At 74.4% G+C, this 10,927-nt stretch carries 10 protein-coding genes; 5 read left to right on the top strand and 5 right to left on the bottom strand.

The genetic code is table 11. From position 1 onward, the window contains the following. The first annotated feature begins 299 nt into the window (after window positions 1-299). Both ACIQIB_RS14540 and ACIQIB_RS14535 read left to right on the top strand, forming a co-directional pair. Window positions 300-953 (top strand): class I SAM-dependent methyltransferase, encoded by a 654-nt coding sequence (locus tag ACIQIB_RS14540; RefSeq protein ID WP_363614484.1) that lies wholly within the window; start codon window positions 300-302, stop codon window positions 951-953. 109 nt (window positions 954-1,062) lie between these two features. Continuing rightward, complete coding sequence (locus ACIQIB_RS14535; protein WP_363614482.1) at window positions 1,063-1,326, top strand: TMEM175 family protein; 264 nt, start codon at window positions 1,063-1,065, stop codon at window positions 1,324-1,326. Between the two features lie 461 nt (window positions 1,327-1,787). Here the strand turns inward: ACIQIB_RS14535 and ACIQIB_RS14530 are convergent, their stop codons facing one another. After that, window positions 1,788-3,179 (bottom strand): amidohydrolase, encoded by a 1,392-nt coding sequence (locus tag ACIQIB_RS14530; protein WP_363614478.1) that lies wholly within the window; start codon window positions 3,177-3,179, stop codon window positions 1,788-1,790. 144 nt (window positions 3,180-3,323) lie between these two features. Here ACIQIB_RS14530 and ACIQIB_RS14525 point away from each other — a divergent pair, with 144 nt between their 5' ends. Next, window positions 3,324-3,908 (top strand): TerD family protein, encoded by a 585-nt coding sequence (locus ACIQIB_RS14525; protein ID WP_363614475.1) that lies wholly within the window; start codon window positions 3,324-3,326, stop codon window positions 3,906-3,908. 94 nt (window positions 3,909-4,002) lie between these two features. Here the strand turns inward: ACIQIB_RS14525 and ACIQIB_RS14520 are convergent, their stop codons facing one another. Further along, window positions 4,003-5,661, bottom strand: a complete 1,659-nt coding sequence (locus ACIQIB_RS14520) for an ABC transporter permease (protein ID WP_363614473.1) — start codon at window positions 5,659-5,661, stop codon at window positions 4,003-4,005. Beyond that, window positions 5,658-6,599 (bottom strand): ABC transporter ATP-binding protein, encoded by a 942-nt coding sequence (locus ACIQIB_RS14515; RefSeq protein ID WP_363614470.1) that lies wholly within the window; start codon window positions 6,597-6,599, stop codon window positions 5,658-5,660. The genes ACIQIB_RS14520 and ACIQIB_RS14515 overlap by 4 nt, the downstream gene beginning before the upstream one ends. Window positions 6,600-6,669: 70 nt before the next feature. Here ACIQIB_RS14515 and ACIQIB_RS14510 point away from each other — a divergent pair, with 70 nt between their 5' ends. Together ACIQIB_RS14510 and ACIQIB_RS14505 are read left to right on the top strand one after the other, a co-directional pair. Next, a complete protein-coding gene (locus ACIQIB_RS14510; RefSeq protein WP_400651855.1) occupies window positions 6,670-7,179 on the top strand; it encodes a GbsR/MarR family transcriptional regulator in 510 nt (169 codons plus the stop codon). 399 nt (window positions 7,180-7,578) lie between these two features. Continuing rightward, window positions 7,579-8,634, top strand: coding sequence for a DUF5954 family protein (locus tag ACIQIB_RS14505; protein ID WP_363610266.1), 1,056 nt, complete (start codon window positions 7,579-7,581; stop codon window positions 8,632-8,634). A gap of 16 nt (window positions 8,635-8,650) precedes the next feature. Here the strand turns inward: ACIQIB_RS14505 and ACIQIB_RS14500 are convergent, their stop codons facing one another. Together ACIQIB_RS14500 and ACIQIB_RS14495 are read right to left on the bottom strand one after the other, a co-directional pair. Further along, entirely contained in the window at window positions 8,651-10,033 is a 1,383-nt protein-coding gene (locus ACIQIB_RS14500; protein ID WP_400758147.1) for a lytic transglycosylase domain-containing protein, read from the bottom strand. 224 nt (window positions 10,034-10,257) lie between these two features. Continuing rightward, window positions 10,258-10,911: a hypothetical protein gene (locus ACIQIB_RS14495; protein ID WP_400758145.1), complete on the bottom strand. Its 654-nt coding sequence runs from the start codon at window positions 10,909-10,911 to the stop codon at window positions 10,258-10,260. Window positions 10,912-10,927 lie beyond the last annotated feature (16 nt).

The raw sequence follows: 10,927 nt of genomic DNA, 5'->3' as shown, positions 1-10,927 counted from the left end.
GGACGGGTGACACGAACTGGGCGTACGGTGCCGCGGCACGGCCGGCCCGGAGGCCACCGTGTCACGACATCACAGATTGGACTGGACCAATATTCGCCGTCAAGGGTGCCCGCCCGATGGATGGTTGGCGGACTCCAGGACGGACCTCCGGAGCTGTCCCCGGGACGGACCTCCGGATCGGGCCGACCGCCCCGGCGCCGCGACGGAGCGTCGGCGGTCCCGGCGGCGTGCGGGGGTTCCCCGGCCCGCCGCCAGTACCGTGACCGTACGAAGCGGACCCGCCGAACGAAGGACGAGCCATGGACAGCCAGGACTGGGACGACCGGTACGCCGCGAGCGAGCTGGTCTGGGGCGCCGAACCCAACCGCTGGGTGGTCCGCGAACTGACCGGGCACACCCCCGGCCGCGCCCTGGACGTCGCCGCCGGGGAGGGCCGCAACAGCATCTGGCTGGCCCGCCAGGGCTGGCAGGTCACCGGCCTCGACTACTCCGCGGTCGCCGTCGAACGGGCCGAACGGCTCACCGCCGCCCTGCCCGACGAGGTCGCCGACCGGCTCACCTGGCGGCACGGCGACGCCCGCACCTTCGAACTCCCGGCCGACGGCTACGACCTGGTCCTGGTCGCCTACCTCCACCTGCCGGCCGCCGAACGCCGGGCGGCGCTGCGCCGCGCCGCCGCCGCGCTCGCCCCCGGCGGCACCCTGCTGGTGGTCGGCCACGACACCACCAACCTCACCGAGGGCATCGGCGGCCCGCAGGACCCGCGCGTCCTGTTCACCCCGGACGACGTGCTCGCCGACCTCGCGTCCACCGGCCTGCGCACCGTCCGGGCGGAACGCGTCCGCCGCCCGGTGACCGCCGAAGCCGGTCACCGGCGGACACCCGACGCAGACCCGGTCCACCCGGTGGCCGCCGAGGCCGTCGACGCCCTGGTCCGGCTGGAGCGCGGGTAGCGGGCGCATCCTGGCCGACCGGCGACAGCGCCCCGGGCCCGGCCCGGTGGGCGCGCCCACCGTCGGCGCAACGGGGGCCCTGCGGCGGGGCCGGACGACGCTGGGCCGGGTGAGCAACGGGAGATCCGACGAGAAGAGCCCGCACCGGCTGATCGCCCTGACACCGCTGGTGCTCGGCATCAAGGTCCCCACCGGACTGGACGCGGCCGGGTTCCGCAACGCCGTGCACGACGCACTGCCGCAGCTCGGAGCCTGCGCGCCGAGCTTCGCCATCCTCGCCGGCCACTGGCGTGACCACCGCCGGATCCTGCGACTGCCGCCACGCAATTCCTGCCTGCCGGGAGCTCTTCAGCCCTGTCCGTGGATCACCTGAAGCTGCTCTGCGGGCCCTCCGTTCTCACGCGCCGGAGTTCCAGCGGCGGTCTCCGCCGGAGGTCGCCGACCGGCGCCCTGTGTGCAGGACTTCGTCGCTCTCGGGGTCCGCCACCTCCCAGCCGAGCAGAGCGGCCATCCTCGCCGCCAGTGCCTGTGCGGCTTCGTAGCGAGTCCAGGCACTCCACCAGCACAGACGCCGGGGTGCTCTCGCTGTAGCGACAGTCCGAGCGAACGGTCAGATACCTGTACATTCCCGCATCCTCGCATCCGCCCGAAGGGGCAAGCGAGGGCGGAACGAGAGAGCTCCGGGCGTAGTCCCTGGCGCGCCCGCCGGGAACCGGCCGCCGGCCAACGGCGGGGGAGCAGGGTTCGGTGCCTGGCGGCAGGCCGGGGGCTGAACCGGGAACCGGGAACCAGGAACCGGGGCCCGCCCCCGGTTCCCGGTCCAGCCCCGCCGGGTCAGTCCCCGGCGGGCTCCAGCGCACCCGTGAGGTGGTCCCAGGCGACGTTGACGTGCAGCCGGACACCGGTGACCAGAGTGTCGTCGTCGGCGTAGAAGTGCGGGTTGTGGTTGACCGCCACCCCGCGCCCGCCTGGCACCGGGACGACCGTGCCCTCGGCGGTGCGCTCGGTGTCCTGCACGCCGAGCATCACGTACAGCCCGCCGAACGCGTTGACGAACTCCGAGACGTCGTCGTACCCGAGCGAGGGCTGCACCTCGGCGACCCGGTCCGCGCCCACCACCCGACGGAAGGTCGGCAGCGCCGCCGCCACCCACTCCGGCCGGTTGTGCAGGGCGGGTACCGGCTGGAGATAGTCCACCCGCGCCGTGCAGTTGTACGCCAGGGCGGTGTGCTCGGCCAGCGTCGCCAGGCGCTTCTCCACCTCGGCCATCTCCGACTCGACGGCGCACCGGATGGTGCCCCAGAGGGTGACCTGCTCGCCGATGATGTTGAACCGGCCGACGTCCTCCAGGTGCCCGATGGTGACCGCGACCGGGTCGTAGGCCGAGCGCTGCCGGTAGAGCTGGCCGATCCCGGTGAGCACGGCCCCGGCGGCGGGCATCGGGTCCTCGCCCCGCCAGGGCGAGGACCCGTGCGTCTGCCGGCCGGTGATCACGATCCGGACCAGCCGGGAGGCGCTCAGCTGGTAGCCCGCGTGGTAGCCGACGTGCCCCTTCGGGTCCGATGTGACGTGCAGGCCGAACACCATGGACGGCGCGGGGTCGGCGAGCGCACCCTCGGCGAGCATCACGCGCGCCCCGCCCGGCTCGTCCACCGGCGGGCCCTCCTCGGCGGGCTGGAAGACGAACAGCACCGTGCCCGGAAGCTCCCCCCGGACGCCGGCCAGGACGGTGGCCGCGCCCAGCAGGATCGCGACGTGGCAGTCGTGGCCGCAGGCGTGCGAGACGGGGAACGGGCCGCCAGGGTAGTCGGCGTCCACGACCGTGGAGGCGAAGTCGGTGCCGCAGCGGTCCGGCACCGGCAGCGCGTCGGTGTCGGCGCGCAGCGCGATCACCCTCGTACCCGGGCGGCCGCCGCGCAGCACGCCGACCACGCCGTGGCCGGCGATGCCGGTGCGCACCTCGTCCAGGCCGAGCGCGCGCAGGTGGTCGGCGATCAGCGCGGCGGTGCCGGCCTCGCGGTTGGGGAGCTCGGGGTGGGCGTGCAGATGGCGGCGCCAGCGGATCACCTGGTCGGCGATCTCGGCCGCGCGGCGGTCCAGTTCGGCGTGGAGCGGGTCGACGGGTGCGGCGGCGGGTGGGCCGTCGGCCGTGCTGCCGGTGCTGCCGGTGGTGCCGGTGGTGCTGTCGGACGTGGCGCGGTCCGTGTCGTGGTGCGTGTCGGTCATCGCGTACCCCTCCCGGTGCCAGGATCGTGTGGTGATGATCGTAGAAGCGGGGTACGGGGTTTCCCAGAGGCGACTCGTGCGGACCCGGCCGCTCTACAGTGCTGTAGATTCAGGGTGCGCAGGCGGAGGAACGAGGAGGGCGCGATGAGCGTTTCGCTGGCCAAGGGGCAGAAGCTGAGCCTGGAGAAGCCGGGCGGTGGTCGGTTGGGCGTGGTGCGGATGGGTCTCGGCTGGCGGGCCGTCCAGCGCAAGGGGTTCTTCGCCAAGCTGCTGGCCTCGCAGGAGATTGACCTGGACGCCTCGGCCGTGCTGTTCTCCGAGGGCAAGCCGGTGGACGTGGTGTTCTTCCAGCACCTCACCAGCAACGACGGTTCGGTGCGGCACAGCGGCGACAACCTGACCGGCGGCGCGGGCGACGCCACCGACGACGAGTCGATCACGGTGGACCTGACCCAGGTCCCGGCCGTGGTCGACCAGATCCTCTTCACCGTCAACTCCTTCACCGGGCAGACCTTCCAGGAGGTCGAGAACGCCTTCTGCCGCCTGGTGGACGAGCAGACCGGCGCCGAGCTGGCCCGCTACACGCTGACCGGCGGCGGTCCGTACACCGCCCAGATCATGGCCAAGGTGCAGCGCACGCCCGCCGGTTGGCAGATGGCCGCGATCGGCCAGCCGGCCAGCGGCCGTACCTTCCAGGACCTGATGCCGGAGCTGGTCAAGTACCTGTGACGGCGACGCCGCGGGGCCCGTCCGGGACGAACCGGACGGGCCCCGCGGGCTGTTCACCGGCCCCGGGCGCCGTGGGCCGGGTGAGCCGGGTGGGTCAGGTGAGTTCCAGGTCGCGCCGCTTGAACCCGGCCAGGCCGAGGGCGAGCAGGGCGGCCGCGACCAGGGTGAGTGCGGCGAGCGGCGTCCAGTCCATCCCGGCCGCCGGGAGCCGGGGCACCTGGCCGAACGGCGAGAGCCGGTTCAGCGCGTCCGGCAGCTTCAGCAGCGGGCCGAGGTAGCCGATCACGAAGGCGTACGCCGGGACGAGCCAGGCCAGCGGCGCGGCCCTGGGCAGCCAGCCGTACACGGCCGCGGCGAAACCCACCGTCACCCACTGGGCGGGCGCGAACGCCAGGGCCGCGCCGGTCAGCCGTAGGAACGCGCCCCCGTCGCCGGTGGAGACCGCGCCCGCGAGGCCGAAGCCGAGACCGGTCGCCAGCATCAGCGCGGTGGATCCGAGCAGCGCGACCGTCAGATGGCCGCCCAGCCAGCGGGTGCGGGAGAGGCCGGTGGCGAGCACCGGTTCGGCCCGCCCGGCGGCCTCCTCCGCGCGCGGGCGCAGCGTGGCCAGCACCGCGTAGACGGCGCCCACCACGGCGACGACCAGCATGGTCATGGCGGCGAAGGAGTCGGCGAGGGAATGGCCGCCGAGCCGCGCCAGGGCGTCCCTGAGCTGTTCGACGTCCTTCAGCATCGAGTCGGCGCCGCCGAGCAGTGAGCCGTACATCGCGCCGAGCAGCACCAGCGCCACCGCGAAGCCGCCCAGCAGGCCGCGGTGGAGCCGCAGCGGGAAGCCGAGCGCGGTGCCGAGCGCGGGGCTGCCGACGGGCGGGCCGGGGCGGGTGGCGCGCAGCCCGGCGCCGACATCGCGCCGGGTGCTGAGCGCGAACGCCGCCGCGCCGGTGGTGGCGGCGAGGGCGAGCACCGGCGGCAGCGGCCACCAGCGGTCGTCGACGAAGACGTAGGTGCGCTGGAGCCAGCCGACCGGGGAGGCCCAGGACAGTCCGTTGCCACCGGCGTCCCCGGCCGCGCGCAGGGCGTAGGCGGCGCCCAGTACGGCGAGGGCCAGGCCGGAGGCGGTCCGGGTGTGCGCGGTGAACTGGACGGCGACGGCGGCCACGGCGGCGAACAGCAGTCCGGCGGCGGCGTGTGCCGCTCCGTACAGCAGGGCGCCGCCGGCGGTGATGCCGGGGACGCCGAGGGCGGGCAGCCCGGCGGCGAGCAGCAGGGCGAGCGCGAGGTTGGCGACGGCGGCGGTGGCGAGCGCGGCTGTGAGCTGGGCGTGGCGGCCGACCGCGGTGGAGCGGACGAGTTCGGCGCGGCCGCTCTCCTCCTCGGCCCGGGTGTGCCGGGTGATGATCAGGATGCTCATCAGACCGGCCAGGACGGTCATCAGACCCAGCATCCGGTGCCCGAGCATGGCGCCGTAGGTGTAGTCGCCCAGGTAGTGGGCGGGCCCGGTCAGGGCGAGCACCGCCGGGCTGTCGGAGGCCCGGGCGATCGAGGCGCGGTCGGCGGCGGTCGGGTAGACGGTGTGGAGGCTGTTCGCGGTGGAGAGCGTCAGCAGGCCCAGGCCGAGCACCCAGGCCGGGAGGCGGAGGCGGTCCCGCCGCAGGTCGAAACGGAGCAGCGCGCCGGTGCCGGCCAGCACGCCACCGGGAGGCCGGGGGCGGCCGGCCGCCGTGCCGGCGGAGGCGGCGGTGGTGGCGGTCATCGCGGGGCCCCGCCGTCGCGCTCGTCGCCGGTGCCGCGGTGGCCGTTCGCGGCCAGCTCGTCGCCGTAGTGGCGCAGCATCAGCTCCTCCAGCGTGGGCGGGTGGCTGACCAGGCTGCGCAGTCCGGCCGCGCCGAGCCGCTGGACGGCGGCGTCCAACCGGGCGCCGTCCACGGCGAAGTGGACCCGGTTGCCGTCGGTGCGGACGCCGTGGACGCCGGGCAGGTCCGCCAGGTCGGTGACCGGCCGCTGGGTCTCGGCCTCGATGGTGGTCCGGGTGAGGTGGCGCAGTTCGCCGAGGGTGCCGCTCTGCACCACCCGGCCCCGGCGGATGATGCTGACCCGGTCGCCGAGCTTCTCCACCTGGGCCAGGATGTGGCTGGAGAGCAGGATGGTCCGCCCCTGCCGTTTGGCCTGGAGGACGACGTCCTGGAAGACGACCTCCATCAGCGGGTCGAGGCCCGCGGTCGGCTCGTCGAGCAGCAGCAGCTCGGCGTCGGAGGCCAGCGCGGCGACGATGGCGACCTTCTGCCGGTTGCCCTTGGAGTAGGCGCGGCCCTTCTTGGCCGGGTCGAGGTCGAAGCGTTCGACCAGTTCGTCGCGGCGGCGGCGGTCGTGGTTGCCGTGCAGCCGGGCGAGCAGGTCGATGGCCTCGCCGCCGGTGAGGTTCGGCCAGAGTTCGACGTCGCCGGGGACGTAGGCGAGGCGGCGGTGCAGCTCGACGGCGTCGTTCCACGGGTCCTTGCCGAGCAGCCTGGCGGTGCCGCCGTCGGCCCGCAGCAGGCCCAGCAGCACCCGGATGGTGGTGGACTTCCCGGCGCCGTTGGGCCCGAGGAAGCCGTGCACCTCGCCGGTCTCGACCGTGAGGTCGAGGCCGTCCAGCGCGGTGGTCCGGCCGAAGGACTTGCGGAGGCCGGACAGGGCGATTGCCTTCGTCATGCTCCTGAAGATACCGTAGTTTCAGAAAAACGTGAATATTGGGAAGGCGCTAAAGTCGGGGCGGACGCGGATGTGGCGCTTGGAGGAAGGTGTGCGGGTGAAGCGGGAAGAGCGGGACGCCGGGGCGGTCTCGGAGTTCGTCGAGCGGTTCGCGGCCGAGCTGACGGTGGCCGGGTTTCCCCGGATGCCGGCCCGGGTCTTCTCCTGCCTGATGGCCGAGGACAGCGGCGTGCTCACCTCCGCCGAGCTCTCCGAGCGGCTGCGGATCAGCCCGGCGGCCGTCTCCGGGGCGATGCGCTATCTCAGCCAGACGGGCCTGGTCTCCAAGGAGCGCGAGCCCGGTTCGCGCCGCGACCGCTACCGGGTGTTCGACGACGTCTGGTTCGCCTCCCTGGCCCGGCGTGACGAACTGCTGGTGCGCTGGGTGCGGGTGCTGAGGGACGGTGAGTCCACGCTCGGTCCGGACAGTGTCGCCGGTGAACGGCTGGCCGAGAGCGCCGAGTTCTTCGAGTTCATGATCGGCGAGCTGGACGGTCTGCTGGACCGCTGGCGCGCCCACCGCGCCGCCCTGGCGGGCTGAGGCCCGCGGCGGAAGGCCGCGGTCGGGGTCGCCGCCGCGTTCTTCCGTCTTCGGCGCCGGATTGGCTGGACGCTATATGTAGATCAACGATATATATGACTGCGTGACAGGACGCTTCATGCGAGAGCCGACCCCGCTTCGGGGCACCGCCCTCGCCGGTGCCCCGGGCACGGCTGCGTGCCCGGGCGGTCAGGTGGCGGACGCCGCCCGCCCACCGGCGTGGCAGGGAGCGAGCGAACACAGCGTGCGAGTCGTCGGCGCCGACCGCGCCCGGCCCGACCGAGCCTCCGGGGGAGGCGAGCCGGGCCGGCGCCCGACGGTCCCTCAGGGATTCCCGGGTCGGGTGGACTTCGGTGAACGGGCTGCGGTCCGCCGACGGCGTCCGCTAACACTGGCGGCATGGATGATGACGCTGTGCAGTTGCCGGACCACCTCACCGTTCGGATCGCCCACACCGACGACCCGGTCTCCGCGGTGGCGGGCCTGGAAGCCTGGGCGGCCCGCGAGCGGTACCCGAATCTGCTGATGATGCCACCCGTCTTCGGCTGCCTGGAACGCACCGAGGAGGGGGCCTGGCGGATCCTCGGGTTCCGCTCGACCACCCCGCAGACGGCCCGGGACGACCTCGGCCATGTCTTCCGCTGCTGGGCGCTCGCCGAGCCCGGCCAGTGGGGCGCCGCCACCTGGGAGATCACCGACGAGGAACGGGCCGCCTACACCGCCGGGTACCAGCGGCTGGAGTGGGAGCGACTCGACGAACTGGCCGTCGCCGGGCGACAGTACCGGATCTTCCGCGCGGAACAGGTCCTGCGCGGGGGCCCCGAGGGCGTCGAACCGCCGCGTCCCACCGATCCGGACCCAGCCCCGGTCGGCCAGGGGTACAAGGCGCTCTCCCGCGTCAACGGGTTCGTCATCGACCCGGCCGCCGACGTCACGCTGGTGGACGGCATCCTCCGGCTGGACATGATGTCCCTGGTGCCGACCGGCCACGGCATTCCCGAGGACGTCCGGGCCGAGGCCCGGCTCGCCTCGTACCTGTACCCCAATGTGTTCGTGCTGCCGGTGCACTGCGCCGTCGCCGAGTACGAGGACGGCCGCTGGGGGCCGATGACCAACGCCTGCGAGACCCCGCAGGCCGCCCGCGACAGCCTCGCCGCCTATCTGCGCGAGTTCGCGCCGAGCCTGCTGCCGCACCTGACGGAGGACGAGCGCGCCCGGTACGCCGAGGCGGCCGACCGCCTCGACGCCGAACGCGGGAACAGCGTCGAGGCCGCCGACCGCCGGTTCCAGCTGGTCCGCGTCGAACCGGTCGTCCGCCTCGGCCCTGACGGACCCGAACTGCCCCGCACCTCGGACTGGGACCCGGACGTCCCGTTCAAGGTGCAGGAGCAGCAGGAGCGGGAGGCCGGCCTCTGCTACGACGACGAGGACGACGAGGTGGAGGCGGACGGCTGAGGCGGCGCCGGCGGGGTCAGCGGGCGGTGGGCGAGGGGGAGAGCCCGGCGGTCGGGGTGGCGGCGGCCGTCGGCGCGGACGTGGTCGCGGAGGGCGAGGAGGTCGGCTCGGGGGTGGCGGTCGCGCAGCCGGGAGCGGTGGGCGTCGCGGTGGCCGAGGCGGACGCCGACGGGCTCGGGCCCGTGGTCGGGGTGCCGGAGGGGGCCGCCGTGGGCGTGGTGGTGGGGCACTCGGTCGGGGTGCCGGTGGGCGTCGCCGTGGGTGTGGCGGTGGGCGTCGCGCTCGGGGTCGGGGTCGCCGTGGCGGACGGCGAGGGCGACCCGGTGGGCGTGGGCGTCCCGGTCGGCGTCCCCGTCGGCGTGGTGCCGGGGGTCGTGGTGGGCACCGTCGTGGGAGTTGTGGTGGGGGACGGGCTTCCGGACGGCGACGGCTGGGTGACCGGCGGCTCGGCGCTCGACGAGGGCTTCGGCAGAGGCTGCACCGGCGTCGGCGTGGTCGTCGGGGCGGTCGTCGGCGGGGTGGCGGCGGCCGGGAGGTCCGGGGTGGTGGTCGTGGTGCCGCTGCCGAAGTGGGCCATCCAGTTCTTGACGGTCCGAAGGTACTCGCCCGAGTTGTTGTAGCTGAGGATGGCCCGGTCGAGCTGCGCCGGGTCGGAGAGGTTCCGCCCGCCGGCGCAGAGGTAGCGCCCGGCGGCCTCGGCGGCGTCGAAGATGTTGTTGGGGTCGGCCTTGCCGTCACCGTTGGCGTCCACGCCCCAGACCGCCCAGGTGGAGGGGATGAACTGCATCGGGCCGACGGCCCGGTCCCAGCGGCTGTCGCCGTCGTAGCGGCCGCCGTCGGTGTCGGCGATCGCGGCGAAGCCGTTGCCGTCGAGCACCGGGCCGAGGATGGCGCGGTAGGTCGTCCCGGCGGCGTCCACCCGGCCCCGGTCGGCCTGGCCGGACTCGACCTCGCCGATCGCGGCCAGCAGTTGCCACGGCAGGTGGCAGCCGGGCGAGCGCTGCGCGAGCGCGGCCTCGGCCTTGTGGTAGGCGGCGGAGACGGTCTCCGGCAGCGCGGGCCCGGTACGGAACGGCCCGGCGGACGGGTCGCCCGGCAGGGTGGTGGGCGGCTGCGGCAGGGCCAGCGGGCCGCCGCCGTCCACCGGGCCGCCGGTGCCGGGCGTGCCGAACGCCGTGGGCAGCACGGTGCCGGGCGGCACGGGGAAGGAGGAGCCCCGCGTGGCCGGGTCGGTGACGGGCGGCACGGCGTCGGCGGCCGCGACCGGGACGAGCCCGAGGCCCGTCACCTGAGAACCGGTCAGCGCGGCGAGCGCCGTGAACGCCGCTGCCGTCCCTGTCACCCGCTTGCCCAGTCGCAGCCTGCGGCCGCCCTGTCCGCTGCCGAACCTCGCCATCATGCGGTGCCCCTCCCCGTTGCCGTCCGGACTCCCCGAGAACGGACAGGCTGTCAACATCGTGCCTGCCAGTGCATGACAGAGCTCGTTTCCGGAATGATTAGTATCACGACGATCTGACGCGGACAGGGTGGCCGATGGCGGTCCGGGGCCCCACGGTTCGGTGAACGGGCAGTTCACGGTGGTCGGTCCGGGCAACCGGCGCAGGGCCGGCGGCCCGCGCCCGGTCAGGAGGTGAGCGAAACCGCGAGCGTCGTCGCCAGCGCGGCCTCGGCGAGGGTCTCCGCGGGCGCGTTGACGTCGTCGCCCGGACCGCGGTCCTTGACCACCGCGACGGAGTAGGTGTGACCGCCCGCCACCAGGTACAGCATCGGCCGGGTGCCGTCCTTCTTCCACGCGGTGGCGACGGCCTCCTGGCCGATCCCCGGCACGGTGGTGACCGCGAGGTCGCTGTCGGCCCTGACCCGCGCGAGCGTGTCGGGCGCGGTCTCCTTGATGGCGGCGTACGACTGGTGGGATCCCCAGGTGCAGCCCCAGACCGCGCTGCCGTCGCTCGCCGGGTCGGGGTGGGTGCCCCTGAACGGTCCGGCGGTCCCGACGACGGCGACGACCTGGGCGGACGTCAGCATCGTGCAGGCGTCGGCGGGCCGCTTGCCGGCCGGTGCGGCGGTCGGTGCGGGGTTCGCCGCTCCGGCGGCGGGTGTGGCGGGCGTGACGGGTGCGGAGGCCGTGGTCGCGGGTGGGGTGGACACCGGTGCGGACGCGGCCGCCGCACCACCGCCGCCCGAGGAGGAACACCCCGCCACCGCGACCGCCGCGAGTGCCAGCGCGGGCAGCCAGCCGTACCGGCGGCCTTCCTGGATCGATGAGTTGACCTGCATGGGGACTCCTTCCGGT

Origin of the sequence: Kitasatospora sp. NPDC092286 (genome assembly GCF_044755565.1) — a bacterium.
Classification (GTDB): domain Bacteria; phylum Actinomycetota; class Actinomycetes; order Streptomycetales; family Streptomycetaceae; genus Kitasatospora.
This window is presented reverse-complemented; position numbering and strand designations above follow the sequence as displayed.

Coding starts and splice junctions, on each gene's coding strand:
- ACIQIB_RS14540 (WP_363614484.1), top strand. CDS start 300: ATGGACAGCCAGGACTGGGACGACCGGTACGCCGCGAGCGAGCTGGTC.
- ACIQIB_RS14530 (WP_363614478.1), bottom strand. CDS start 3,179: ATGACCGACACGCACCACGACACGGACCGCGCCACGTCCGACAGCACC.
- ACIQIB_RS14525 (WP_363614475.1), top strand. CDS start 3,324: ATGAGCGTTTCGCTGGCCAAGGGGCAGAAGCTGAGCCTGGAGAAGCCG.
- ACIQIB_RS14520 (WP_363614473.1), bottom strand. CDS start 5,661: ATGACCGCCACCACCGCCGCCTCCGCCGGCACGGCGGCCGGCCGCCCC.
- ACIQIB_RS14515 (WP_363614470.1), bottom strand. CDS start 6,599: ATGACGAAGGCAATCGCCCTGTCCGGCCTCCGCAAGTCCTTCGGCCGG.
- ACIQIB_RS14510 (WP_400651855.1), top strand. CDS start 6,670: ATGTGGCGCTTGGAGGAAGGTGTGCGGGTGAAGCGGGAAGAGCGGGAC.
- ACIQIB_RS14505 (WP_363610266.1), top strand. CDS start 7,579: ATGGATGATGACGCTGTGCAGTTGCCGGACCACCTCACCGTTCGGATC.
- ACIQIB_RS14500 (WP_400758147.1), bottom strand. CDS start 10,033: ATGATGGCGAGGTTCGGCAGCGGACAGGGCGGCCGCAGGCTGCGACTG.
- ACIQIB_RS14495 (WP_400758145.1), bottom strand. CDS start 10,911: ATGCAGGTCAACTCATCGATCCAGGAAGGCCGCCGGTACGGCTGGCTG.